This window comes from Streptomyces sp. NPDC015131 (assembly GCF_043079975.1).
Classification (GTDB): Bacteria; Actinomycetota; Actinomycetes; order Streptomycetales; family Streptomycetaceae; genus Streptomyces.
In genome coordinates this window covers 191,188-216,327 of record NZ_JBIBVB010000002.1, presented here as the reverse complement: position 1 = coordinate 216,327, position 25,140 = coordinate 191,188, and the positions used below count along the sequence as shown (strand labels likewise).

Sequence of the window (25,140 nt, the reverse complement as noted above, 5' to 3'; positions counted from 1 at the left end):
CTCGTGGTCAGCCGTGAGAGGAACCCTCGTGCCCCGCCCCCGCACCATCGGGCAGCATGGGCCCATGCCCGTACTGACGCGCGACGAAGCGCAGACCCGAGCCCGGCTCCTCGACGTCCACCGCTACACGGTCGACCTGGACCTGACCACCGGTGACGAGACCTTCGGCTCCACCACCGCCGTCCACTTCACCGCCCGCGCCGCCGGGACCACCTTCGTCGAGCTCAAACCGGCCACCCTCCGCTCCGTCACCCTCGACGGCGAGCCCGTCGACCCCGAGACGCTCGGCGACAACCGGCTGCCGCTCACCCTCACCGAGGGCGAGCACACCCTCCGCGTCGACGCCACCATGCGCTACTCGCGCACCGGCGAGGGCATGCACCGCTTCACCGACCCCAGCGACGGCGAGACCTACGTCTACACCCAGCTGTTCCTCGACGACGTCCAGCGGGTCTTCGCCGCCTTCGACCAGCCCGACCTCAAGGCGGTCTTCGAGATCGCCGTCACCGCGCCCGAGGGCTGGACCGTCCTCGCCAACGGCATCACCACCCACCAGGGCGGCGGCCGCTGGCAGGCCGCCCCCACCCCGCCGATCTCCACCTACCTCGCCGCCGTCGCCGCCGGCCCCTGGCACTCGGTCCGCACCGAGCACGCCGGGCTGCCCTTCGGCATCCACTGCCGCCGCTCCCTCGCCCCGTACCTGGACGCCGACGCCGACGAGATCCTCGACGTCACCCGGCGCTGCTTCGACCGGTACCACGAGAAGTTCGACGAGCCGTACCCCTTCGACTCGTACGACCAGGCCTTCGTCCCCGAGTTCAACGCGGGCGCCATGGAGAACCCCGGCCTGGTCACCTTCCGCGACGAGTTCGTCTACCGGTCCGCCGTCACCGTGACCGAGCGGCAGACCCGCGCCATGGTCATCGCCCACGAGATGGCCCACATGTGGTTCGGCGACCTCGTCACCCTGCGGTGGTGGGACGACATCTGGCTCAACGAGTCCTTCGCCGAGTACATGGGCTACCAGACCGTCAACGAGGCCACCACCCGCTTCCCCGACACCTGGACCGACTTCGGCATCGCCCGCAAGGCGTGGGGGTACGACGCCGACCAGCGCCCCTCCACCCACCCCGTCGCGCCCGACCCCGACGCCGTGCCCGACACCGCGTCCGCCCTGCTGAACTTCGACGGCATCTCCTACGCCAAGGGCGCCTCCGCCCTGCGCCAGCTGGTGGCGTGGATGGGCGAGAAGGAGTTCCTGGCCGGGATCAACGCCCACTTCGCCCGCCACCGGTTCGGCAACGCCACCCTCGCCGACTTCCTCGACAACCTCGCCTCCGCGACCTCCCGCGACGTCCACGGCTGGGCCGAGGCATGGCTGCGCACCACCGGCGTCGACACGCTTACCCCCCGGTACGACCAGGCCGCCGGCACCCTCACCGCCGACCGCTCCGGCAGCCGCCCCCACCGCGTCACCGCCGGGGTGTACGACCCCGACCTCGCCGACGGCCGGCGTCTGGTCCTGCGCGACCGCCACGAGATCGACGTCCCGCAGGACGCCCCCGCGCACCTGCCCGGCCCGCGCCCCGCGCTGATCGTCCTCAACGACGAGGACCACACGTACGCCAAGATCCGCCTCGACGACCACTCCGCCGAGCGCGCCCTGCGCACCCTCTCCGGCATCCCCGGCGCCCTCACCCGCGCCGTGGTGTGGAACTGCCTGCGCGACATGGTCCGGGACGGCGAGCTGGAACCGGTCACCTACCTGGAGACCGCCCGCGCCCACCTGCCCGAGGAGACCGACCTCGCGGTCGTCCAGGGCGTCCTCGCCTTCGCCTCCGGCCCGATCGCCGACCAGTACGTCCCCGCCGAGGAGCGCCCCGCCGCCCTCGCCGTCCTCACCGACCTCACCCGCGACCTGATCCGCCGCACCGAGGACGGCAGCGACCCGGGCCTGCGCCTCACCGCCGTACGCCACCACATCGACGCCACCGACCGGACCGGCACCCTGCAGGGCTGGCTCGACGAGGGCACCGTGCCGGGCGGCCCCGAACTCGACCCCGAGCTGCGCTGGCGCGTCCTGGCCCGGCTCGCCGCCCTCGGCGCCACCGACGAGGCCGCCATCGCCGCCGAACTCGACCGCGACGCCAGCGCCACCGGCGAGGAGGGCGCCGCCCGCTGCCGCGCCGCCCTGCCCACCGCCGAGGCCAAGGCGGCCGCCTGGGAGCGGATGTTCACCGCCGACACCCTCTCCAACTACCTGTTCACCGCCACCGCCCAGGGCTTCTGGCAGCCCGAACAGGCCGGGCTGCTGCGGGAGTACGTCGCCCGGTTCTACCCGGACGCCACCGCCCTCGCCGACCGCCGGGGCCCCGCCATCGCCCGCGCGGCCGGCCGCTACGCGTTCCCGGCGCACGCGGTCGACCCGGCGCACCTGAGCCTCGCCGAGGAGCACCTGGCGTCCGGCAGCCTGCTCCCGGCCCTGCACCGTCAGCTCACCGACCAGGTCGACGACCTGCGGCGCGCCCTCGCGGTGCGCAAGGGCTGACCGGCCGGGAGGGCGCGCGGGGCGGCTCCCGGGACCACCCGGGGGCCGCGGGAGGACCACCCGGGGGCCGCGGGAGGACCACCCGGGGGCCGCCCATAGCACGTCCGCACCGACCCGTAACCCCCCTTCCCCCTTTCGGGTTGTGATCGCCCCGCACCCCGGCCTCGCCCCGCCGGGCCGGGTCACGCTGGCAGCATGAGCAGCACCCCGCCGAGCACGCCGCCGAGCAGCCCGAGCACGCCGCCGAGCGCCCCGCCCGAGGCCCGGCCGGGCACCCCGCCGAGCACGCCGCCGAACCCCCGCACGGGCACGCCCTCCGGCGCCCCCGGAACCGCCGGCACCCCCGGGGCCGCTGGAGCCGCTGGGGCCGGACCCTCCGGGAGTCCGCCGCTCGCCGGGGGGCCCGGCGGGGCCGACGTGCTGCGGCCCCTGCTCGCCACCGTGCTCGACGCGCTGCGCGACGGCACCCACGCGCGCGGCGGCCCCCTGCCGGCCGGCGGCCCCGACACCGTCACCGCCCGGCTGCGCCACGCCCTCGAAGACCCCCTGCCCGACGCCGGGACCGGCGCCGACGAGGCCCTGCGCACCCTGGTCACCGCCCTCGCCGCCGGCGCCGCCGACCCGGCCCACCCCCGGTGCGCCGCCCACCTCCACACCCCGCCCCTCGCCGTCGCGGCCGCGGCCGACCTCGCCGCCTCCGCGCTCAACCCCTCCCTCGACTCCTGGGACCAGGCCCCCGCCGCCTCCGCCCTCGAACAGGGCGTCACCCGCGCCCTCGCCGGCCTCACCCACCCCACCGGCCCCGCCCCCGACGCCCTCGTCACCACCGGCGGCACCGAGTCCAACCAGCTCGCCCTGCTCCTCGCCCGCGAACGGCACGGCCCCACCCTCCAGACCGTGTGCGGTGCCAACGCCCACCACTCGCTCCACCGCGCCGCCTGGCTCCTCGGCCTCCCCGCCCCCGTCACCGTCCCCGCCCCCGGCGGCACCCTCGACCTCGACGCCCTCGCCGCCGTCCTCACCGACCTGCGCGGCCCTCTCCTCGTCACCGCCACCGCCGGCACCACCGACACCGGGGCCATCGACCCCCTCGACGCCGTCGCCGACCTCTGCGACGCCCACGGCGCGGACCTCCACATCGACGCCGCCTACGGCGGGCCGCTCCTCTTCAGCGACACCCGCCGCCACCTCCTCACCGGTCTCCACCGCGCCCGCACCGTCACGCTCGACCTGCACAAGCTGGGCTGGCAGCCGGTCGCCGCCGGCCTCCTCGCCGTACCCGACACCCGCCTCCTCGACGCCCTGCGCCACACCGCCCCCTACCTCAACCCCGACGACGACACCGAGGCCGGGCTCCCCGACCTCCTCGGCCGCTCCCCGCGCACCAGCCGCCGCCCCGACATCCTCAAGATCGCCGTCACCCTGCGCGCCCTCGGCCGCACCGGCCTCGGCCGGCTCGTCGACCACGTCTGCGACGCCGCCCAGACCCTCGCCGGCCTCGTCGAGAAACACCCCGGCCTCGAACTCCACTCACGCCCCACCATCAGCACCGTCCTGCTGCGCCCCACCGGTGCCACCGACCACGCCGTCGCCGCCACCCGGCGCGACCTGCTCACCCGGGGCCACGCCGTCCTCGGCCGCGCCCACGCCGACGGCCGGCTCTGGCTCAAGGCCACCCTCCTCAACCCCCACACCACCCACGGCGACCTCGAAGAACTCGTCGCCCTCACCGCACTCGTGGAAGGCAGAACCGCCCGATGACCGGCAGCACACCCCAGCGCGACAGCCAGCGCGACCACGACCCCCAGGACCTGGTGGGCATCGGCATCGGCCCCTTCAACCTCTCCCTCGCCGCCCTCGCCCACGGCGTACCCGGCGGCCTGGCCACCGCCTTCTACGAGCAGCGCCCCGCCTTCCAGTGGCACCCCGGCCAGCTCATCGAGGGCACCACCCTCCAAGTGCCGTTCCTCGCCGACCTCGTCACCCTCGCCGACCCCACCAGCCCCTGGTCCTTCCTCAACTACCTCCGCGGCCGGGACCGGCTCTACCCCTTCTACTTCGCCGAGCGGTTCCACATCCACCGCGCCGAGTACGACGCCTACTGCCGCTGGGTCAGCGACCACCTCCCCGGCCTGCACTTCTCCCACCAGGTCGACGCCGTCCGCTGGAACCCCGAACGCGACCTCTTCGAGATCGACCACAGCCGACTCGGCGACGACGGCGAGACCGAGGCGCTCGGCCGCACCCACGCCCGCCACATCGTCCTCGGCGTCGGCACCCGGCCCCACGTCCCCGACCCGCTGCGCCCCCTCGCCGAACAGCCCTCCGTGCCCGTCATCCACGCCGCCGACTACCTCCGGCACCGCGACACCCTCCTGGCCGCCGGACACATCACCGTCATCGGGTCCGGCCAGTCCGGCGCCGAGATCTTCCTCGACCTGCTGCGCGCCCGCCCCACCGGAGCCGAGAAGATCCACTGGCTCACCCGCACCGAGGCGTTCGCCCCCATGGAGTACAGCAAACTGGGCCTCGAACACTTCACCCCCGACTACACCCGCTACTTCCACGCCCTGCCCGAACAGGTCCGCAGCGACCTCGTCCCCCGCCAGTGGCAGCTCCACAAGGGCATCGACGCCGAGACCATCGCCGCCATCCACGACGAGCTGTACCGCCGCAGCCTCCACGGCGGCTGGCCCGACGCCGTCCTCACCCCCGGCGTCCGCGTCCGCACCGCCGGCCGCCTCGCCACCACCAAGGTCGAACTGCACCTGGAACACCTCCAGCAGGGCACCCGCTCCCGCCTCACCACCGACGCCGTCGTCCTCGCCACCGGCTACCGGGAACGCCCCCTCGGCCGCATCCTCGCCGGCCTCGACCCCTACGTCCGCCGCGACTCCCGCGACCGGCCCCGCGTCGACGCCCACCACCGGCTCGTCCTCGACCCCTCGGTCACCGGCTCCGTCTACGTACAGAACGCCGAGACCCACACCCACGGCGTCGGAACCCCCGACCTCGGCCTCGCCGCCTGGCGCAGCGCCACCATCCTCAACCACCTCACCGGCAAGGAGCCCTACCCGCTCCCGCACCGCACCGCCTTCACCACCTTCGGCCTCGAACGCCAGGAGGCGCCCGGCATCCCCCGCCAGGCGCCCCCTCTGCGCACCGCGCGCCCCGTCAGTCCCGAAACGACCTAGAACACCGGCACACCGTCCCGGGTCAGCTTCCAGTCCACCGACGCGAAGCCGGCCGGGTCGACCGTGCCCCGCGCCTTCACCCACTGGATGATGGTGTTGCGGATCTCGTCCGAGTTCGCCCACAGCTGCTTGGCGCCCGCCACGTGCGGGAAGGCACCGCCGCCGGACGCCCGGTAGTTGTTCACCGCCAGCACGAACTGGGCGGCCGGGTCCAGCGGCTTGCCCTGGAACGACAGGTTCACGATCCGCGAACCGGCCGGCTTCGCGATGTCGATCTCGTACGACAGGCCGTACAGCGCGTCGTAGTTGTAGTCCGGCGTCCCGTCCGCGTTGGTCAGCTTCGCCGGGTCCACCGGCGCGCCCGCCGGGGTCCGCACGTAGTACCGCGCCGAGAACTCCAGATAGTCCTTGAGCTGCGCGCCCGTCAGCAGCCGCGCCTCCAGGGTGTTCTCGAACGGGTACAGGCCCGCCGCGTCCCGGATGGTCACCTCACCGGCCGGGATCTTCGCCGTGCGGGAGAAGCAGGACGCCTGCGACAGCACCGGCAGCGACGCGTACGCGCCGCCCGCCAGCGCCGCCTTCACCGTCTCCGCCTGCACATGGTTGATCAGGTCGATGATCGGCTCGTCCTTCCACGGCGCGTCGGCCGTGGACATCTCCGCCGTCGACGTACCGATCACCTGATTGACGTACGCCACGACCTTCTCGTGCTCGTCGCCCAGCAGCCGGACGATCTCCGGGTCCTCCTCGACGGTGTTGGAGTTCAGCACCTGCGCGCCGACCTTCTCCACCGTCCAGCGGCCCTTCGACCACATCAGGTCGAAGTCGAACAGCGTCAGCCGCTGCCCCCACTTCAGCGGCTCGGACAGCACCACGTCCTTGCCGGTCTTCTTGTTCGCCACCCGGTACTCGGGGATCTCCGTGTGCGCGTGGCCCACCAGGATCGCGTCGATCCCCGGCACCTGCTCGGCCACCAGCGCCGCCGCGTTCTCGATGTACGGGAGCTGGTCGCCGTACGACGAGGTGCCGCTGGACCCGGAGTGGGCCGACACGATCACCACGTCCGCGCCCATCGACCGCAGCCGCGGCACCCACTTCGCCGCCTGCTCCTCCAGCCCCGGGAACACCATCTTCCCGCTGACGTTCGCCTTGTCCCAGATCGCGATGCCCGGGTTCGTCAGCCCCAGCACCGCCACCCGCACGTCCCGCCCGCACGGGGTGCGCAGCCGGTGCATGCTGTACGGGGGGAACGCCGGCCGCAGCGTCCTCGCGTCCAGCGCGTTGGCGCCCAGCAGCGGGAAATCGCACTGCTCCTGGAACTTCCGCAGCACGGGTATGCCGTAGTTGAACTCGTGGTTGCCGAGCGCGGCGGCGTCGTACCCGATCGCGTTCATCGCCTGCGCCATGGGGTGCACGGGGCCGCGCCGGGCGGTGATCGGGTCGACCTTGGCGTAGTAGTACGACAGCTGGGTGCCCTGGATGGTGTCCCCGGCGTCGATGAGGAGGGTGTTGCGGCGCCCCTTCTCCTCGCGCACCCGCTCGACCAGCGTGGAGATCTTCGCCAGGCCGACGTCGTTGTGGGCCTTGTCGTCGAACTCCTTGTCCGTGAAGTAGTCCCAGTTGAAGACGTTGCCGTGCAGGTCGGTGGTCCCCATCACGGTGAAGGAGTACCGCCGGGCGCGGCCCCGGGACCCGGTGCGGGGCGCCGCCGCCGCCGGGGTCGTGAGGGCCCCGCCGACGGCCGCGCCGGCACCGGCAGCGGCCGAAGTGCCCAGAAAAGTCCTACGATTGAGCGGCATGTGATCTCCTTCGTTCCGTCATGACGCGCGTAGATTCTGGCGCAGACACGACAGGCGCAACACCCCTCGCGGGTTTCTGTTCGACGACCACCTGCGCGACAGTGGCAGAACGACGCACGACACCCCCCGACGCGAAGGGCGACCGCGCCATGACCCAGCCCCCCTTCCCCGCCCACCCGCCCTACGGCACCCCCGACGCCCCGCGCGTCGCCGTCCGCGGCGAGGCCCTCCTCGAAGTGGACCCCGAGATCGCCCGCATCGGCGTCACCGTCACCGCCCGCGGCACCGACCGGCGCACCACCCTCGACGACCTCACCCGCCGCAACACGGCCGCCCTCGACCTCCTCAGGTCCTACGGCGACGCCGTCGAGAACCTCCGCACCGGCACCTTCACCCTCACCCCCGAACTCACCCGCCACGGCCGCGCCGAACGGGTCCGCAGCCACCACGGCAGCGTCCACATCACCGCCGAACTGAACGACTTCACCGCCCTCGGTGAGCTGGCCACCCGCCTCGCCGACCTCGAACTCACCCGCGTCGACGGACCCTGGTGGGCGCTGCGCCCCGACTCGCCCGTCCACGCCGAGGCCCGCCGCCGGGCCGTCCAGGAGGCCGTGACCCGCGCCCGCGCCTACGCCGAGGCCCTCGGCACCCTGCTGGACGCCCTGGTCGAACTGGCCGACCCCGGCGCCGAGGACGCCGCCCCCTACGGGCCGCCCCCGGGCGCCCGGATGGCCTTCGCCGGAGCGCGGGGCGCCGAACCGGACGACGCCCCGGTGCTCGACCTCGAACCCCAGCGCCAGACCGTCACCGCCCAGGTCAACGCCCGGTTCACCATGCGACCGCCCCAGCTGTGACCCACCCGGTCGCGCCGCCCGCGGCGCTCATCGGAGCGGGCCCCCGCACACATTCAACTGTTGTCAATAAGGCTTCATGGAAAGGTTGTTGAGTCGTCACGCGGGACCAAATCTCTACCCGTCGGTAAGCCATAGGCTCGGCCCATGCGCCGAGCGAAAATCGTCTGCACCCTGGGCCCCGCCACCCACACATACGACCAGATCAAGTCATTGGTCGACGCCGGAATGGACGTCGCCCGCTTCAACCTCAGCCACGGCAGTTACGCCGACCACGAAGAGCGCTACCGCCATGTGCGCAAGGCGTCCGAGGAGACCGGCCGCGGTGTCGGGGTCCTCGCCGACCTTCAAGGCCCGAAGATCCGCCTCGGACGCTTCGCCGAAGGCCCCGTACTCCTTGAACGCGGCGACGACTTCACCATCACCACCGAACCCGGCGTCCAGGGCGACCGCCACACCTGCGGCACCACCTACCCCGGCCTGGCCGGCGACGTCACCCCCGGCGAGCGCATCCTGGTGGACGACGGCCGCGTCACCCTCCAGGTCACCGCCGTCGACGGGCCCCGCGTCCGGACCACCGTCGTCGAGGGCGGCATGGTCTCCGACAACAAGGGCCTCAACCTCCCCGGTGTCGCCGTCTCCGTCCCCGCGCTCTCCGAGAAGGACATCGACGACCTCCGCTGGGCCCTGCGCACCGGCGCGGACATCGTCGCCCTCTCCTTCGTCCGCAGCGGACGCGACATCGAGGACGTCCACCGGGTGATGGACGAGGAGGGGCGCCGCGTCCCCGTCATCGCGAAGATCGAGAAGCCGCAGGCCGTCGAGAACATCGACGGCATCGTCGCCGCCTTCGACGGCATCATGGTCGCCCGCGGCGACCTGGGCGTCGAGATGCCCCTGGAGCACGTCCCGGTCGTCCAGAAGCGCGCGATCAAGCTCGCCAAGCGCAACGCCAAGCCGGTCATCGTCGCCACCCAGATGCTCGACTCGATGATCGACAACTCCCGGCCCACCCGCGCCGAGGCCAGCGACGTCGCCAACGCCGTCATCGACGGCACCGACGCCGTGATGCTCTCCGGCGAGACCAGCGTCGGCCGCTTCCCCATCGAGACGGTCCGCACCATGAGCCGCATCGTGGAGGCCGCCGAGGAGGACGTCCTCGCCAAGGGCCTGCCGCCGCTGACCGAACGGAACAAGCCCCGCACCCAGGGCGGCGCCGTCGCCCGCGCCGCCGCCGAGATCGGCGACTTCCTCGGCGCCACCCACCTCGTCGCCTTCACCCAGTCCGGCGACACGGTCAAGCGGCTCTCCCGCTACCGGTCGCCCATCCCGCTGCTGGCCTTCACCCCGGACCCGGACACCCGCTCCCAGCTCAACCTCACCTGGGGCGTCGAGACCTTCCTGGGCCCCCACGTGGACTCCACCGACGCGATGGTCGCCCAGGTCGACGAGCACCTGCTGAAGATCGGCCGCTGCCGCAAGGGGGACGTCGTCATCATCACGGCGGGCTCCCCGCCGGGCGTCTCGGGCTCCACCAACCTGGTCCGCGTCCACCACATCGGCGAGCCCCTGGCGTAACCCGCCACTCAGTATTTCGGCCCGACGTGCGCGTCCACCAAGCCCACGCACGCGCGTCGGGCGACCGAGATGTTGTACGGGTTCCCGTCCCGCGTGCAGTGCGTCCACCCGACGCCGAGCCTGTCGAGCGTGTCGGTGAACAGCCGCCGGATGTCCTCGGACACGTTGGTGAAGAAGTACCGCGGATACTCGTACCGCTTGCGCTCACCCGCCACGACCCGTGTGGTCCAGTTCGTCGTCCGGCACCCGTCGGAATGGATGAGCCCCCGGACGAACTCCCACGGGTGCGCGTCGACGATCGTTCGCTGCCACTCCTCGAGCACGATGCGCCGCTCGTGCTTCCTGCCGGGGCCGTGCTGGGGGAAGAGGCAGACCAGGTGCTTGCCGTATACCTTCAGGTTGTGGCACCCGGTCCTGCGTACGCGGCATACCCGGTTGCCGGGGAGGACGGCGCGCATGGCCTGCTCGCACTCGTCCATGACGCCGGGCCAGCTGTCATCACAGGTGATCATGAGACTTGGCACGCGATGCGCCGAGTGGTGACTGATGTGTCCGTCGCCCAGGTACATGCCCAGTAAGTACGAGTAGGCCGCGGTGTCGAGCGCCCGGCCGTCGCAGTGGGGGCACTCCGGCTCTGGCTTGCCGGGACATTCTGCTCGCTCAGCCCGGTCCATGTGGAGCCAGTAGGAGATCGTGCCCACGGGGATGTCGAGCCGACGCGCCACGTCCGCGTTGCGCACGCCGCCACGCAGGAGTGCGAGGGCCTGTTGCCGCACTGTTGTGCCGTGGAAGTTCATGCGTACACTCTCCGTGATCGGGGATCACGGTGAGCAGCAGAAAGCGGATGTTCACGAGAATGGGAACATCCGCTTGTCCTTGCCGTACCGGGTGCGGGACTCGAACCCGCAAGCCCTCTCGGGCAGAGGTGTTTGAGACCTCCGTGTATACCGTTCCACCAACCCGGCGAGGTGTCCTGTCGGAGTGTACCCGGTGCCCATGATCGTCGGCAGCTGGGTAGGCTCAGGGGGAGCTGTACCTGCCTTGGAACGAGGAGCCCACGTGACCGCCCCCGAGTCGCCCCAGCCCGACGCCGCCGACGACGACAAGTCGCACGTCCCGCCGCTGACGACCCGTGTCGTCATCGCCGAGGACGAGGCCCTCATCCGCCTCGACCTCAAAGAGATGCTCGAGGAAGAGGGCTACTCGGTCGTCGGCGAGGCCGGGGACGGCGCCCGCGCCGTCGAGCTGGCCCGGGAGCACCGGCCCGACCTGGTGATCCTGGACGTGAAGATGCCCGTCCTGGACGGGATCTCCGCCGCGGAGCGGATCGCCGGCGAGTCCATCGCGCCCGTCCTGATGCTCACCGCGTTCTCGCAGCGGGACCTGGTCGAGCGGGCGCGGGACGCCGGGGCCATGGCGTACCTGGTGAAGCCGTTCAGCAAGAGCGACGTGGTGCCGGCGATCGAGATGGCCGTCTCGCGGTTCGCGGAGCTGAAGGCGCTGGAGCAGGAGGTCGCGGACCTCTCGCAGCGGCTGGAGACGCGCAAGCTGGTGGACCGGGCGAAGAGCATCCTGCAGACGCAGTACGGGCTGACGGAGCCGGCCGCGTTCCGGTGGATCCAGAAGACGTCGATGGACCGGCGGATGTCGATGCAGCAGGTCGCCGAGGCGGTCATCGAGGACGCCGAGGAGAAGAAGGCGGCCAAGGGGCAGTAGCCGGCGCGGCGCCGCCGCCCGCGTACGCGGGACGAACACCGCAGGAGGGCCCACCCGCTGACGGGTGGGCCCTCCTGTGCGTGCGGTGGTGCTCAGTCCTCGCCGAGGTAGGTCTTGCGGACCGACTCGTCGTGGAGGAGGTCCTGCCCGGTGCCGGAGAGCTTGATCGTGCCGGTCTCCATGACGTACGCCTGGTCGGCGAGCGACAGCGCGGCCTGGGCGTTCTGCTCGACGAGCAGGATGGTGGTGCCCTGGGCCTTGAGCGCCGAGATGGTCTCCATGATCTTCTGCATCATGATCGGCGAGAGGCCCATGGAGGGCTCGTCGAGCATGAGCAGCTTGGGCCGGGACATCAGGGCCCTGCCCATGGCGAGCATCTGCTGCTCGCCGCCGGAGAGGGTGCCGGCGGCCTGCTTGCGGCGTTCCCCGAGGATGGGGAAGAGGTCGTAGGCGCGCTGGATGTCCTTCTCGATGCCCTCCTTGTCGCTGCGGAGGTAGGCGCCGAGCCGCAGATTGTCCTCGATGGACATGCGGGGGAAGATGTGGCGCCCCTCGGGGGAGTGGGCCAGGCCCAGGGCGACGATCTTGTGGGCGGGGACCTTCCGCAGCGGCTGGCCGTCGAAGGTGATCCTGCCCGCGAGGGGTTCGAGGAGCCCGGAGAGGGTGCGCAACGTGGTCGTTTTGCCGGCGCCGTTGGTGCCGATGAGGGTGACGACCTCGCCGGCGCCGACGCTGAAGGAGATGCCCTTCACGGCTTCGATCTTGCCGTAGGCGACCCGGAGGTCCTCGACTTCGAGGAGTGCGGTCACTTGGTGTCTCCTTCGGTGGTGCCGGGCTCCGCGTCGATGTCCGGTGCGCCGGAGCCGTGCGGTGCGTCGGCGCCGGTCGCGTCGGCGTCCGGTGCCTCGTCGTTCTCCGCGCCGTCCGCCGGCGCCTCCGTACCGGACGCCGGGGCGGAGGCCGTGCCGGACGCCGGGGCGGATGCCTCCGCGGCGGCCGCCTCGGCGTGGGCCTCGGCGGCCTCGACCTCGGCGACCTCCTCCGCGCCCGGCGCTCCCTCGAAGGGGGTGCCGAGGTACGCGGCGATGACGCGCTCGTCGCCCTGGACGACGGCCGGGGTGCCCTCGATGAGCTTCTCGCCGCGCACGAGGCAGGCGACCCGGTCGCAGAGGTTGAAGATGAAGCGCATGTCGTGCTCGATGACGAGGACGGCGATGCCCTTGTCGCGGATCGCGAAGATCAGCTCTTCGGCGGCCCGCGTCTCCTGCGGGTTCATCCCGGCGGTGGGCTCGTCGAGCAGCAGCAGCCCGGGGTCGCTCGCGAGGGCGCGGGCGATCTCCAGCTTGCGCTGCTCGCCGTAGGGCAGGTTGCGGGCGAGGTGGTCGGCCTTGGCGGCGAGGCCGGTAAACTCCAGGAGCTCCATGGCCCGTTCGCGGGACTCCTCCTCGGCCTTCCGGAATCCGGGCAGCCGCAGCAGGGCGGACCAGAGGCCCTCCTTGGTGCGGGTGTGTCGGCCGACGAGGACGTTCTCCAGGACCGTCATGTTGGCGAAGAGCCGGATGTTCTGGAAGGTGCGCGCGATACCGGCCTGGGTGACCAGGTGCGGCTTGGGCGGCAGGACGGTGCCTTTGTAGCTGACCCTGCCCTCGGTGGGAACGTACAGCCCGGTGAGGCAGTTGAAGAAGGTCGTCTTGCCGGCGCCGTTGGGGCCGATGAGGCCGACGATCTCGCCGCTGTTGACGGTGAGGCTGACGTCGCGTACGGCGGTCAGGCCGCCGAAGCGCATGGTGACGCCGCTCGCGTCGAGCACGGTGGTGGTGGCCGGTGCGGCCGGGGTGGCAGTGGTGGTGGTCATGAGGTGTTACGCCCCCGCCTTGGTGATGCCGACGGCGCCGTCGGGGAGCTTCGCGTCGGGCACGTCGAGCTGGCCGGTCTCGTGGAACTCCAGCTGCTTCCGGCGGTCGGCGACCAGTCCTTCGGGGCGGAAGCGCATCAGGACGATGAGCGCGACACCGAAGAGGAGGAGCTGGTAGTCCTGCATGAACTGGAGCTTGGCCGGGATGAGGTAGAGCAGGGCGGCGCCGATGAGCGGGCCGCCGATGGTGCCCATGCCGCCGAGGATGACCGCGGCGAGCAGGAAGGCGCTGTTGGGCGGTACGGAGCCGGCGAACTGGTACTGCTCCGGGGTCACGCTGTAGCCGAGGTGCGCCTGCACGGTGCCGGCGAGGCCGGCGAGCGCCGCGCCGAGGGCGAAGGCCAGCAGCTTGAGCCGGAAGCCGTTGATGCCCATGGCGGTGGCGGCGGTCTCGTCCTCGCGGATGGCGACCCAGGCGCGGCCGATGCGGGAGTCGGCGGAGCGCCGGAAGACCAGCACCACGACGGCGGTGAAGATCAGCATCAGCAGGAAGTAGTTGCCGGACCGGGTGAGGTCGAAGCCGGCGACGGTGTGGGTGAGCCCGAAGTCGAATCCGAAGACATTGAGGTCCGGGATGTTCGGGATGCCCTGGGCGCCGTTGGTGACGTCGGGGCCGCTGGTGCCGTTGAGGTTGAGCATGGCCAGGCGGAAGATCTCACCGAAGCCGAGGGTGACGATGGCGAGGTAGTCGCCGCGCAGCCGCAGGGTCGGGGCGCCGATGAGGACGCCGAAGATCAGGGAGACGGCGGCACCGGTGAGGACCGCGGCCCAGAAGGGGAAGTGGACCCCGATGCTGGACTGGGGGGAGCCGGAGACCAGGGCGGCGGTGTAGGCGCCGACGCCGAGGAAGGCGACGTATCCCAGGTCGAGCAGGCCGGCCAGGCCGACGACCACGTTGAGGCCGAGCGCCACCGTGGCGAAGATCAGGATGTTCGCGCCGATCAGGGTGAACTGGTCGTTGCTCTGCGAGAACGGGAAGCAGATCGCGGCCGCGAAGGCGGCGCCCATGGTGACGGTGCGGTGCTTGGCGGTGAGGGCGGTGACCCGGGCCAGCAGTCCGGCGCGGTTGACGGCGGTGAAGCCGAACCCGACGGTGATCAGGAAGCCGATGAAGAGTTCGGCGTAGTCCGTGTCGATGCCGTAGACGAAGACGTACAGGCCGACGGCGAAGGCGGCGACGATGATCCCGATCTCCGCCCAGGAGGACAGCTCCCGGGCGCGCGGCGGCCGGGGCGCGGAGAGGCTGTGGCGCAGCCGCGGCCAGAAGCCGTCCGCGCTGTCGGCGTCGGGCTCCTGGTCGGCGGGGAGGCCGAAGGCGCCGATGACGGCGATCAGGGCGCCGGCGCCGGAGACCCAGGCGCCGGGTTCGAGGTTGACGAGCCCGCCGAGGGTGGTGGATATGGCGCCGATGGCGTAGCCGGTGGTGCCGAGGACGCCGAGGGTGAGGAGGCGTACGGGGCTGTTGGTGCCGCCCGGGGTGAGCCAGCCGAGGCCCTTGACGCCGTACCCGGAGAGCAGGAACAGCAGGGCGAGGGCGGCGCCGGCGAGGGTGAGGACCTGGAGGCCGCCGGGGTAGCCGGTGACGGTGAGGTCGCCGGGGAACTCGTCGGTCCACGTCCAGGCGAGGAAGGTGCCGGCGAGGGCGAGGACGGAGCCGGCGACGGCGGTGATCCGCGCGGTGGCGGCCGGCAGGGGGAGCAGGGCCGCGGGGGCCGAGGGGCCGGCGGCGGGGGTGGTCTTGGTGATGGTGGTCATGTGTTCACGCCCTGTCCGCGACGCGTTCGCCAAGGAGGCCCTGGGGACGGATGAGGAGGACGAGGATGAGGAGGCTGAAGGCCCAGACGTCCTTCCAGCCGCCGCCACCGAAGAGCTCCATGCCGGGGATCTCACCGACGTAGCCGGTGGCGAGGGACTCGGCGATGCCGAGGACGACGCCGCCGAGCATGGCGCCGTAGATGTTGCCGATGCCGCCGAGGACGGCCGCGGTGAACGCCTTGAGGCCCATCAGGAAGCCCATGCGGAAGCCGACCTGGCCGTTCTTCAGGCCGTAGGCGACGGCCGCGACGGCGGCGAACGCGGCACCGATGGCGAACGCCATGACGATGATGCGGTCGGTGTTGATGCCCATCAGCTTGGCGGTGTCCGGGTCCTGCGCGGTGGCCTGCATGCCGCGGCCCGAGCGGGTCTTGGAGACGAAGAGGCCGAGGGCGAGCATGCACAGCGGGGCGGCGACCAGGACGAAGATGTCACCGCGCTGGATGGTGGCGCCGAGGATCTCGAAGGGCGCCCCGTCGAACTGCGGGAAGGACCGGTCCTTCTTGGCGTCCGGGTAGAGCATCCAGACGGCCTGCTGGAGGGCGATCGACAGGCCGATCGCGGTGATCAGCGGGGCGAGCCGTGGCGCGCTGCGCAGCGGACGATAGGCGAAACGTTCCGCTGCGGTGGCGACCGCGACGGACACGAGGACGCCGCCGAGGATCATCAGCGGGATGGCGAGGCCCAGGGAGAAGCCGGTCGGAAGGACGAGGAAGACGGTCAGGGCGCCGAAGCCGCCGACCATGAAGATCTCGCCATGGGCGAAGTTGATGAGCTGGACGATGCCGTAGACCATCGTGTAGCCGACAGCGATGAGTCCGTACATCGCGCCGAGGATGAGTCCATTGGCCAGCTGTTGCGGCAGTTCGTGCACCGCAGGGCCTCCGTGGAGTGGTTCGGATGGGGCGCCGCGCGGGAGCGCTGGTGGCGCTCCCGCGCGGCCTGGGTTCAGGCGGCGGGGCGGGAGGGGCCGGTTACGGCTTGTACTCCTCGCTCAGCTTGGGGACCCAGGCGCCCTTGTCGACCTGGTAGGCGGTCATCATGGTGTTGGTGGTGTCGCCGAACTCGTCGAAGGAGACCGGGCCGGTGACGCCCTCGAACTTGACCTTGCTCATGGCCTCGAGGACCTTGGCGCGGGCGTCCTCGGGGAGCTTGCCGCCGTTGTCGGCCACCGCGATCTTGACGGCCTCGATGATCGACCAGGTGGCGTCGTAGGTGCCGCCGCCGTAGGCCTCGTAGGCGTCCTTGTAGCCGGCCGTCTTGTAGTCGGCGATGAACTTCTTCGCGGAGTCCAGCTGCTCGACGGGCTTGCCCACGGAGGTGGCCAGGTCGCCCTGGGCCTTCTTGTTGAGCTTGGGGAACTCGCCGCTGTAGATGCCGTCGCCGCCCATCAGCGGGATGTTGGTGCCGCTGTCCTTGAGCTGCTGGCTGAGCGGCGCGGCGGCGGGGTACTCACCGCCGTAGTAGAGGGCCTTGGCGCCGGAGTTCTTCACCTTGGCGACGACGGCGTTGAAGTCGCGGTCGTCGGGGTTGATGTGGTCCGTGCCGACGATCTTGCCGCCGAGCTTGGTGTAGGTCTCCTTGAAGGAGGCTGCGAGACCGGCGCCGTAGGTCTTCTGGTCGTCGATCAGGTAGACCTGCTTGATCTTCGCGGTGTTGAAGAGGTACTTGGCCGCGAAGGCGCCCTGGACCTGGTCGGTCGTGGCGGTGCGGAAGTACGTCTTGAACGGGCGCTTCTTGTCGCCGGTCTTCCAGCCGTCGCCCTGGGTCAGCTCGGTGCCGGTGTTGGCGGGGGAGACCTGGACCAGGCCGGCGTCGTTGAGCGGCTTCTGCATGGACTGCGAGACGCTGGAGTTCAGCGGGCCGACGACACCGAGGACGTCGTCGTTGCTGATGAATTTGCTGGCGTTCTGCTGGCCGACGGACGGCTGTGCCTGGTCGTCGAGCGCTTCGACCTTGAATTCGATGCCGGGGACGACGTTGTCCTTGTTGGCCGTCTTGGCGGCGAGGTCGGCGGAGTTCTTGATGCCGAGGCCGAGGGCGGACAGGTCACCGGTCAGCGGCGCGTCGACGCCGATGACCACGGTGGTCTTCTTGCCGTCGCTGCTGTCGCCGCCACCCTTGTCGTCGCGCGACCCACAGGCAGTGAGAGTCAGTGCTCCGGTGGTGAGCACCGCGGTGAGTATGAACAACGATCGCTGTCGCACGAAGGGGTCCTTTCCCTGGCGCGGTCTCCTCGCTGTCGAGGAGCCGTTGCGAGCGCCGGGCCGTACATGACGTGATGCAGGGGCCGTGCAGGTGACGCGCCCGGCGGCGCGGTGACTGGCCGTGACTCTAAGCGCAGCCGGGGCGGGTCGGGGAGCGTCGGCAAGAGGATGTGACTTTCTTGTTATGCCGTGGCCAAACGTTGCCGATCGGTGCCGCCTACACGCGTCGTCGCGGCCGGGGCTTCCTTCTCACATGGCGAGAACGCCCAGTTCCGCTAAGGGGCTTGGGGGGATCTTGCTGCTTACGTGCGGACCGGTGGCGCGCGGTCGCGCGGACGTGCGCGGGGCGCTCGTGGCGCTCTCGCGCCCTCGGTCGGGGGCGGCTTGGCGCATCGGAGGTTTATTACGGAGAGTGACGGTGGCCCGAAGGGGAGGGTAACTCCGCTTCGTGGTCCGGAAGGGGGTGCGGCCGGTGCCGCGGGGGCTTCCGGCGGCGACGGTGGACGGGGCTCCGGAGGGCGTCCGCGGCGCCGCGCCGGGCGGGGCGAAGTCGCTGGCGAGCGGCTACGGCGGGCGGTGTACGGCCGCCGCCTCTGCCCCCTGCGCGGCATGTGCGCGTGAAGTCCCGTTCCGGGCGCCCTGTGCGGCGTCCGGCGGCCGTGGTGTCCGGTCAGCGCGACACCGAGTCCGGTAGCCGAAGTGCCCTGTCCGTGACGGGAGTTGACCCTACCGCGCCGGGAGTGGTTGGCCGGCCCGGTGGTGGTGGCAGAGCCGTGCCGGCCGCCGGGCGGGCGCGGGGCGCGATGTGGGGGTGGGTGCGGCTCCACCGGGCGGCTCGCCGGTGGTTCTCGCGGCGGCCGGGCGGACCCCGGGACCTCAACTGTGAGTGAGCGGTGGACGGTTGGTGGATCAGGTGTCGCAGATGCGGAAGCGATGTGAGGGCCGGGTGTCCGTCCCTGGCGGCGGGTGGCCCCGCGAGGCCGGGAGGCGGGGCAGGTGGTGCTGTGCCCCCCTGGCACCCCCTCGGCGGCCGGTGCGCCGTCGCGCCGACGGGCCCCGCCGTCGCCTTGCCCCGGGGCGCGGCACGTCCCTCCGCGCGAGGCTCCGGCGAGGGCTTCGCGCCGCGGATCGGGGCCGGTCGCGCCCGGTCGTTCCCGCCCCGCGCGGAGGGCCCGTATCACCAGGTGGACACCGGGACGGCGACGGACAGCGACGGACGGCCACGGAGCCTGGCGGACGCGGCGGTGCGGGGGCGGGTGGCCCCGAGGGGGTCGGTGGCGTTCGGCCGGGGGCGCCCGGCCGGGGTGGCGGCCCGTGGCCGGGGGCGCCCGCGTACGGGGGCGGCGGCGGGGGTGGTCCCTTACCAGGAAGGTGAGATGACCGGGGCGGACCGCCCCGGAGGTAAGGGGCACGGGCAGTGCGGGGGCGGTACGGGGCGGGGCGCGGGGGCGCGGGGCCGTTCGCCGGGGGTCGGGGGCTGGTGGCTGCCGCCCGGGCGCACCCTCGTGGGGGCTGGTGGCGTGCCGGCGCGGGGACGGCCGATGGCCCCGGCGGTACCGGGGCGGAGTCGCGGCCGTGCCGGGTGGACCGCCCTGGGGGCTGGTGGCATCCGCCCGGGTGGACCGCTCCGGGGGCTCGGGGCCGGACGGACGGGAGCGGCACCCGTCTCCGGGGGCGAGCCAGGCCCCCGGCCGGCCGGTCCGTGGTGCGGCGGCCGGCCGGGGGGCGGCGGGTCAGCCAGCCGGGCGGTCCGTGGCGGTGGCCGCGCCGGCGACGTGCTCGGCGTCCTTGGGGGAGACCTCCCGCAGCAGGCAGGTCAGACGGGCCGTGCAGACCCGCTTGTCCTGCTCGTCGGTGATGACGATCTCGTACGTCGCGGTCGAGCGGCCCCGGTGGACGGGGGTGGCCACCCCGGTCACCAGCCCGCTGCGGACGCCCCGGTGGTGCGTGCAGTTCAGGTCGACGCCCACGGCGATCTTGGACACGCCGCCGTGGAGCATCGAGCCGACCGAGCCGAGCGTCTCGGCCAGGACGGCGGACGCCCCGCCGTGCAGCAGCCCGTACGGCTGGGTGTTGCCCTCGACCGGCATGGTGCCGACGACGCGGTCCGCCGACGCCTCGACGATCTGGACGCCCATGCGGTCGCCGAGGTGCCCGGCGGAGAAGAGGGCGGGCAGGTCCACGCCGAGCGAGGCGTACTCGTCGAGGACTTCCTGCGGGAACTTCACCTGTGTCTGCTCGCCCATGGGGCCCGGCTCCGATCGTCGTGCGGTCGCGTCACTCGTCACTGATCCACCTGCTGCCTAAGCGAACGCTCAGGCGGGTGGTGATTGTTCCAGACGCACGACGACGGACTTGCTCGCGGGGGTGTTGCTGACGTCCGCGGTGGCCTCCAGCGGCACCAGGACATTGGTCTCCGGGTAGTACGCGGCGGCGCAGCCCCGCGCCGTGGGGTAGTGGACGACCCGGAAGCCGGGCGCCCTCCGCTCGGTGCCGTCCGTCCACTCGCTGACCAGATCGGCGTACGCCCCGTCGGGCAGCCCCCGCTCCCGGGCGTCCTCGGGGTGCACCAGGACGACCCGCCGCCCGCCCGTGATGCCCCGGTAGCGGTCGTCCAGGCCGTAGATCGTGGTGTTGTACTGGTCGTGCGAGCGGAGCGTCTGGAGCAGCAGGCGGCCCTCCGGGACCCGGGGGTACTCGACCGGCGCGGCCGTGAAGTTGGCCTTCCCGGTCCTCGTTGGGAAGCGGCGCTCGTCGCGCGGGGCGTGCGGCAGGGCGAAGCCGCCCGGGTTCGCCGCCAGCCGGGCGTTGAAGTCCTCGAAACCGGGCACCACGCGCGCGATGCGGTCCCGGATCGTGGCGTAGTCCTCCTCGAACCGCTCCCACGGCGTCGCCGACGCCCCGCCGAGCACCGCCCTGGCCATGCGCGCCACGATCGCCGGCTCCGACAGCAGGTGCGGGCCCGCCGGCCGCAGGTTGCCCCGGGAGGCGTGCACCAGGCCCATCGAGTCCTCGACCGTGACGAACTGCCGGCCGCTCCGCTGCACGTCCCGGTCGGTGCGGCCCAGCGTGGGGAGGATCAGCGCGCGCGTGCCGGTCACCGCGTGGGACCGGTTCAGCTTGGTCGACACGTGCACCGTCAGCCGCGCCCGGCGCATCGCCGCCTCGGTGACCTCCGTGTCCGGGGTGGCGCCCACGAAGTTGCCGCCCATGGCGAAGAACACCTTCGCCCGGCCGTCGCGCAGGGCCTGGATGGCGCGCACCACGTCGTAGCCGTGGTGCCGGGGGGAAGTGATGCCGAACTCCGCGTCCAGCGCGTCCAGGAATCCGGCGGAGGGCCGCTCGAAGATCCCCATGGTGCGGTCGCCCTGCACGTTGGAGTGGCCCCGCACCGGGCAGACGCCCGCGCCGGGGCGGCCGATGTTGCCGCGGAGCAGCAGGAAGTTGACCACCTCGCGGATGGTCGGCACCGCGTGCTTGTGCTGGGTCAGGCCCATGGCCCAGCAGACGATGGTGCGCCGGGAGTCGAGCACCATGCGCAGCGCCCGCTCGACCTCCTCGCGCTCCAGGCCGGTGGCGGCGAGGGTCTCCTCCCAGCCGGCGCCCCCGGCCGCGGCGGCGAACTCCTCGAAGCCGTGCGTGTGCTCCCGGACGAAGTCCTGGTCGACCGCGCCGTCCGTCTCCAGGATCAGCTTGTTGAGGAGGCGGAAGAGGGCCTGGTCCCCGCCGATGCGGATCTGGAGGAACAGGTCGGTGAGGGCGGCACCCCTGAGCATGCCCCGCGGGGTCTGCGGATTCTTGAAGCGCTCCAGGCCCGCCTCGGGCAGCGGGTTCACCGTGATGATCCGGGCGCCGGCGGCCTTGGCCCTCTCCAGCGCGGACAGCATCCGGGGGTGGTTGGTGCCCGGGTTCTGCCCGGCCACGATGATCAGGTCGGCCCGGTGCAGGTCCTCCAGGGAGACGCTGCCCTTGCCGATGCCAATGGTCTCCGTGAGCGCCGAGCCGGAGGACTCGTGGCACATGTTGGAGCAGTCCGGCAGGTTGTTGGTGCCGAACTCGCGGGCGAAGAGCTGGAGCAGGAACGCGGCCTCGTTGCTGGTGCGCCCGGAGGTGTAGAAGACGGCCTCGTCGGGGGAGCCGAGCGCCGTCAGCTCCTCGGCGATGATCGAGAAGGCCCGCTCCCAGCTCACCGGTTCGTACCGCTCGGCGCCCTCGGCCGCGTACACCGGCTCGGTGATCCGGCCCTGCTGGCCCAGCCAGTACCCGCTGCGGGTGGCGAGGTCGGCGATCGGGTGGGCGGCGAAGAACGCGGGCGTCACCCGGCGCAGGGTCGCCTCCTCGGCGACGGCCTTCGCCCCGTTCTCGCAGAACTCGGCGACATGGCGCTTGTCGCCCTCGGGCCAGGCGCAGCCGGGGCAGTCGAAGCCGTCCTTCTGGTTCACCTTGAGCAGGGTGCGCGCGGTGCGCGCGACGCCCATCTGCGCCTGCGACATCCGCAGCGTGTGCCCGACCGCGGGGAGGCCCGCGGCGGCGTGCTGCGGCGGCGCGACCCGCGGCGCGTCCTGGACCGGGTCACCTGCGGGCGGCTTGCTGGCCATCGCGCTCCCCCTTGAGCGGTCGTCTCTCCGGCGGTACGGGATCGCCGCACCTTCTTCGATCCTGTCACGCGCCACCGACAGCCGCGGACTCGAGCCCCGCCCGGTCGGGATTGTCAGTGGTCCGTGGCAGGATCGTCCCCGTGGTAGAGACAGCATCGAAGAAGACCGACGACAACCGTCCGCGCCTGCTCCTCATGGACGGGCACTCCCTGGCGTACCGGGCGTTCTTCGCGCTGCCCGCGGAGAACTTCACCACCGCGAGCGGCCAGACGACCAACGCCATCTACGGCTTCGCGTCGATGCTGGCGAACACGCTGCGCGACGAGGCGCCCACGCACTTCGCCGTCGCCTTCGACGTCTCCCGCAAGACGTGGCGGTCCGCGGACTTCCCGGAGTACAAGGCGAACCGCTCGTCGACCCCGGACGAGTTCAAGGGCCAGGTGGAGCTGATTGGCGAGCTGCTCGACACGATGAACGCGGAGCGGTTCGCGGTCGACGGCTTCGAGGCGGACGACATCATCGCCACCCTGGCCACGCGGGCCGAGGCGGCCGGTTTCGAGGTGCTGATCGTCACCGGCGACCGCGACTCCTTCCAGCTGGTGTCCGACCACGTCACCGTGCTGTATCCGACCAAGGGCGTCTCCGAGCTCACCCGCTTCACCCCCGAGAAGGTGCGGGAGAAGTACGGACTGACCCCCGCGCAGTACCCGGACTTCGCCGCCCTGCGCGGCGACCCGTCGGACAACCTCCCGGGCATCCCCGGCGTCGGCGAGAAGACGGCCACGAAGTGGATCAACCAGTTCGGTTCGTTCGCGGAGCTGGTCGAGCGCGCCGACGAGGTGAAGGGCAAGGTGGGGCAGGCGCTGCGCGACCACCTGGAGTCCGTCAAGCTCAACCGTCACCTCACGGAGCTGGTCCGTGACGTCGAGCTGCCGAAGACGGTCGAGGACCTGGAGCGCCGGCCGTACGACCGCACGGCGCTCAAGGGCTTCCTGGAGGTCCTGGAGATCCGGAACCCGAGCCTGCGCGAGCGGCTCCTCGCGGTCGACCCGGGCGCCGAGGAGGAAGAGGCCCCGGCCCCGGCCGCCGGGGTCGAGCTGGACGGCTCGGTCCTGGGCGCCGGCGAGGTCGCGGGCTGGCTGGAGCGGCACGGGGCGCAGCCGCTCGGTGTCGCCACCGTCGCCAGCTGGGCGCTCGGCGTGGGCAATGTCAGCGAGGTCGCCCTGGCCGCCGCCGACGGCACGGCGGCCTGGTTCGACACCACCCAGCTCGACGAGGCCGACGAGCGGGCCTTCGCCGCCTGGCTGGCGGACGCGAGCCGCCCGAAGGTCCTGCACAGCGCCAAGGAGGCCCTGCGGGTCTTCCCCGAGCACGGCTGGCGGATCGAGGGCATCACCATGGACACCGCCCTCGCTGCCTACCTCGTCAAGCCCGGCCGCCGCTCCTTCGCGCTGGACGCCCTGTCCGTGGAGTACCTGCACCGCGAGCTGGCGCCCGCCGCCGCGGACGGGCAGCTGGCCTTCGGCTCCGACGACGAGCAGGCCGAGGCCGACGCCCTGATGGCCCAGGCCCGCGCCGTCCTCGACCTGGGTGAGGCGTTCGGCGAGCGGCTCGCGGACGTCGGCGCCACGGAGCTGTTGCACCAGGTGGAGCTGCCGACCTCTCTCCTGCTCGCCCGGATGGAGCGGCACGGCATCTTCGCCGACCGCGCCCACCTGGAGGCCATGGAGCAGCAGTTCGCGGGCGCCGTGCAGCAGGCCGTGAAGGAGGCCCACGCGTCGGTCGGGCACGAGTTCAACCTCGGCTCGCCCAAGCAGCTGCAGGAGGTCCTCTTCGGCGAGCTGAACCTGCCCAAGACCAAGAAGACCAAGACCGGTTACACCACCGACGCCGACGCGCTCGCCTGGCTGGCCGCCCAGACCGAGCACGAACTGCCGGTCATCATGCTCCGCCACCGCGAGCAGGCGCGGCTCCGCTCCACCGTCGAGGGCCTGATCAAGACCATCGCGGCGGACGGCCGGATCCACACCACCTTCAGCCAGACCGTCGCCGCCACCGGCCGCCTGTCGTCCACCGACCCCAACCTGCAGAACGTGCCGGTCCGCACCGACGAGGGCCGCGCCATCCGGCACGGCTTCGTCGTCGGCGAGGGGTTCGAGTCCCTGATGACGGCCGACTACAGCCAGATCGAACTGCGCGTGATGGCCCACCTGTCGGAGGACGAGGGCCTCATCGAGGCGTTCACCTCCGGCGAGGACCTCCACACCACGGTCGCCTCCCAGGTGTTCTCCGTGGAGCGGTCCGCCGTCGACGCCGAGATGCGCCGCAAGATCAAGGCCATGTCGTACGGCCTGGCGTACGGATTGTCCGCCTTCGGCCTGTCCCAGCAGCTCAGCATCGAGGCGGGCGAGGCCCGCGCCCTGATGGACACCTACTTCGAGCGGTTCGGCGGGGTACGGGACTATCTGCGCCGGGTCGTCGACGAGGCGCGGGCCACCGGGTACACCGAGACGATGCTGGGCCGCCGCCGGTACCTCCCGGACCTCAACAGCGACAACCGCCAGCGCCGCGAGGCGGCCGAGCGGATGGCACTGAACGCCCCGATCCAGGGCACGGCCGCCGACATCGTGAAGGTCGCCATGCTCAATGTCGACCGCGCCCTGCGCGAGGCCGGGCTCACCACCCGGATGCTGCTCCAGGTCCACGACGAAATCGTGCTGGAGGTCGCCCCGGGCGAGCGGGAGCGGGTCGAGGAGCTCGTGCGCCACGAGATGTCCACCGCCGTGCACCTGCGCGCACCGCTGGACGTCTCGGTGGGCGTCGGCCGGGACTGGGACTCCGCTGCCCACTGACCCCGGCCGCCCCCGCCGGTGGACGTCCACCGGCGGGGGCGGGCCCCCCGGCGTCGACCGGTGG

General features: G+C 72.1%; 17 protein-coding genes and 1 tRNA gene. 7 read left to right on the top strand and 11 right to left on the bottom strand.

Annotated elements, in window-relative coordinates:
• The first annotated feature begins 64 nt into the window (after positions 1 to 64).
• The gene (gene pepN, locus ACF08D_RS06345; protein WP_392221401.1) at positions 65 to 2,548 is read left to right on the top strand and encodes an aminopeptidase N; all 2,484 of its coding nucleotides are present in this window, start codon (positions 65 to 67) and stop codon (positions 2,546 to 2,548) included.
• Between the two features lie 182 nt (positions 2,549 to 2,730).
• On the opposite strand, the gene ACF08D_RS06340 is transcribed toward pepN, so the two are convergent.
• A complete protein-coding gene (locus tag ACF08D_RS06340; protein WP_392221400.1) occupies positions 2,731 to 2,859 on the bottom strand; it encodes a hypothetical protein in 129 nt (42 codons plus the stop codon).
• Between the two features lie 106 nt (positions 2,860 to 2,965).
• On the opposite strand from ACF08D_RS06340, the gene ACF08D_RS06335 reads away from it, so the two are divergent.
• Together ACF08D_RS06335 and ACF08D_RS06330 are read left to right on the top strand one after the other, a co-directional pair.
• Complete coding sequence (locus tag ACF08D_RS06335; protein ID WP_392221399.1) at positions 2,966 to 4,309, top strand: pyridoxal phosphate-dependent decarboxylase family protein; 1,344 nt, start codon at positions 2,966 to 2,968, stop codon at positions 4,307 to 4,309.
• Positions 4,306 to 5,742 (top strand): lysine N(6)-hydroxylase/L-ornithine N(5)-oxygenase family protein, encoded by a 1,437-nt coding sequence (locus tag ACF08D_RS06330; protein ID WP_392221398.1) that lies wholly within the window; start codon positions 4,306 to 4,308, stop codon positions 5,740 to 5,742. Before ACF08D_RS06335 ends, ACF08D_RS06330 begins: the two co-directional genes overlap by 4 nt.
• Here ACF08D_RS06330 and ACF08D_RS06325 read toward each other — a convergent pair.
• Entirely contained in the window at positions 5,739 to 7,541 is a 1,803-nt protein-coding gene (locus tag ACF08D_RS06325) for a bifunctional metallophosphatase/5'-nucleotidase (protein WP_392221397.1), read from the bottom strand. The two genes, ACF08D_RS06330 and ACF08D_RS06325, sit on opposite strands and share 4 nt — an antisense overlap.
• 149 nt (positions 7,542 to 7,690) lie before the next feature.
• Here ACF08D_RS06325 and ACF08D_RS06320 point away from each other — a divergent pair, with 149 nt between their 5' ends.
• Both ACF08D_RS06320 and pyk read left to right on the top strand, forming a co-directional pair.
• Entirely contained in the window at positions 7,691 to 8,398 is a 708-nt protein-coding gene (locus ACF08D_RS06320) for an SIMPL domain-containing protein (protein WP_392221396.1), read from the top strand.
• A 144-nt stretch (positions 8,399 to 8,542) separates the two neighbouring features.
• Positions 8,543 to 9,973, top strand: coding sequence for a pyruvate kinase (pyk, locus tag ACF08D_RS06315; RefSeq protein WP_392221395.1), 1,431 nt, complete (start codon positions 8,543 to 8,545; stop codon positions 9,971 to 9,973).
• Between the two features lie 8 nt (positions 9,974 to 9,981).
• Here pyk and ACF08D_RS06310 read toward each other — a convergent pair whose 3' ends face one another.
• Positions 9,982 to 10,770, bottom strand: a complete 789-nt coding sequence (locus tag ACF08D_RS06310; RefSeq protein ID WP_392221394.1) for a helix-turn-helix domain-containing protein — start codon at positions 10,768 to 10,770, stop codon at positions 9,982 to 9,984.
• 85 nt (positions 10,771 to 10,855) lie between these two features.
• Positions 10,856 to 10,938 (bottom strand) — tRNA-Leu (locus ACF08D_RS06305).
• 94 nt (positions 10,939 to 11,032) lie between these two features.
• Here ACF08D_RS06305 and ACF08D_RS06300 point away from each other — a divergent pair.
• Positions 11,033 to 11,689, top strand: coding sequence for an ANTAR domain-containing response regulator (locus tag ACF08D_RS06300; RefSeq protein ID WP_392221393.1), 657 nt, complete (start codon positions 11,033 to 11,035; stop codon positions 11,687 to 11,689).
• 92 nt (positions 11,690 to 11,781) lie between these two features.
• Here the strand turns inward: ACF08D_RS06300 and ACF08D_RS06295 are convergent, their stop codons facing one another.
• The 7 genes from ACF08D_RS06295 to ACF08D_RS06265 all read right to left on the bottom strand — a co-directional run bounded on the left by ACF08D_RS06295 (position 11,782) and on the right by ACF08D_RS06265 (position 22,224).
• Positions 11,782 to 12,498 (bottom strand): ABC transporter ATP-binding protein, encoded by a 717-nt coding sequence (locus ACF08D_RS06295; RefSeq protein WP_392221392.1) that lies wholly within the window; start codon positions 12,496 to 12,498, stop codon positions 11,782 to 11,784.
• Complete coding sequence (locus tag ACF08D_RS06290) at positions 12,495 to 13,544, bottom strand: ABC transporter ATP-binding protein (protein ID WP_392221391.1); 1,050 nt, start codon at positions 13,542 to 13,544, stop codon at positions 12,495 to 12,497. The genes ACF08D_RS06295 and ACF08D_RS06290 overlap by 4 nt, the downstream gene beginning before the upstream one ends.
• Positions 13,545 to 13,550: 6 nt before the next feature.
• Positions 13,551 to 15,359 (bottom strand): branched-chain amino acid ABC transporter permease, encoded by a 1,809-nt coding sequence (locus ACF08D_RS06285; RefSeq protein WP_392221390.1) that lies wholly within the window; start codon positions 15,357 to 15,359, stop codon positions 13,551 to 13,553.
• A 4-nt stretch (positions 15,360 to 15,363) separates the two neighbouring features.
• Positions 15,364 to 16,293: a branched-chain amino acid ABC transporter permease gene (locus ACF08D_RS06280; RefSeq protein WP_392221389.1), complete on the bottom strand. Its 930-nt coding sequence runs from the start codon at positions 16,291 to 16,293 to the stop codon at positions 15,364 to 15,366.
• Positions 16,294 to 16,393: 100 nt separating this feature from the next.
• Positions 16,394 to 17,611, bottom strand: a complete 1,218-nt coding sequence (locus tag ACF08D_RS06275) for a branched-chain amino acid ABC transporter substrate-binding protein (RefSeq protein ID WP_392222320.1) — start codon at positions 17,609 to 17,611, stop codon at positions 16,394 to 16,396.
• A 1,748-nt stretch (positions 17,612 to 19,359) separates the two neighbouring features.
• Complete coding sequence (locus ACF08D_RS06270) at positions 19,360 to 19,872, bottom strand: PaaI family thioesterase (protein ID WP_392221388.1); 513 nt, start codon at positions 19,870 to 19,872, stop codon at positions 19,360 to 19,362.
• Between the two features lie 69 nt (positions 19,873 to 19,941).
• The gene (locus ACF08D_RS06265) at positions 19,942 to 22,224 is read right to left on the bottom strand and encodes an FdhF/YdeP family oxidoreductase (RefSeq protein WP_392221387.1); all 2,283 of its coding nucleotides are present in this window, start codon (positions 22,222 to 22,224) and stop codon (positions 19,942 to 19,944) included.
• A gap of 194 nt (positions 22,225 to 22,418) precedes the next feature.
• Here ACF08D_RS06265 and polA point away from each other — a divergent pair, with 194 nt between their 5' ends.
• The gene (gene polA, locus ACF08D_RS06260) at positions 22,419 to 25,076 is read left to right on the top strand and encodes a DNA polymerase I (RefSeq protein ID WP_392222319.1); all 2,658 of its coding nucleotides are present in this window, start codon (positions 22,419 to 22,421) and stop codon (positions 25,074 to 25,076) included.
• The last annotated feature ends 64 nt before the right edge of the window (positions 25,077 to 25,140 follow it).

Excerpts from the sequence above, each read along its gene's own strand:
- pepN (WP_392221401.1), top strand. The coding sequence starts at position 65 with ATGCCCGTACTGACGCGCGACGAAGCGCAGACCCGAGCCCGGCTCCTC.
- ACF08D_RS06330 (WP_392221398.1), top strand. The coding sequence starts at position 4,306 with ATGACCGGCAGCACACCCCAGCGCGACAGCCAGCGCGACCACGACCCC.
- ACF08D_RS06325 (WP_392221397.1), bottom strand. The coding sequence starts at position 7,541 with ATGCCGCTCAATCGTAGGACTTTTCTGGGCACTTCGGCCGCTGCCGGT.
- ACF08D_RS06320 (WP_392221396.1), top strand. The coding sequence starts at position 7,691 with ATGACCCAGCCCCCCTTCCCCGCCCACCCGCCCTACGGCACCCCCGAC.
- pyk (WP_392221395.1), top strand. The coding sequence starts at position 8,543 with ATGCGCCGAGCGAAAATCGTCTGCACCCTGGGCCCCGCCACCCACACA.
- ACF08D_RS06310 (WP_392221394.1), bottom strand. The coding sequence starts at position 10,770 with ATGAACTTCCACGGCACAACAGTGCGGCAACAGGCCCTCGCACTCCTG.
- ACF08D_RS06290 (WP_392221391.1), bottom strand. The coding sequence starts at position 13,544 with ATGACCACCACCACTGCCACCCCGGCCGCACCGGCCACCACCACCGTG.
- ACF08D_RS06285 (WP_392221390.1), bottom strand. The coding sequence starts at position 15,359 with ATGACCACCATCACCAAGACCACCCCCGCCGCCGGCCCCTCGGCCCCC.
- ACF08D_RS06270 (WP_392221388.1), bottom strand. The coding sequence starts at position 19,872 with ATGGGCGAGCAGACACAGGTGAAGTTCCCGCAGGAAGTCCTCGACGAG.
- ACF08D_RS06265 (WP_392221387.1), bottom strand. The coding sequence starts at position 22,224 with ATGGCCAGCAAGCCGCCCGCAGGTGACCCGGTCCAGGACGCGCCGCGG.
- polA (WP_392222319.1), top strand. The coding sequence starts at position 22,419 with ATGGACGGGCACTCCCTGGCGTACCGGGCGTTCTTCGCGCTGCCCGCG.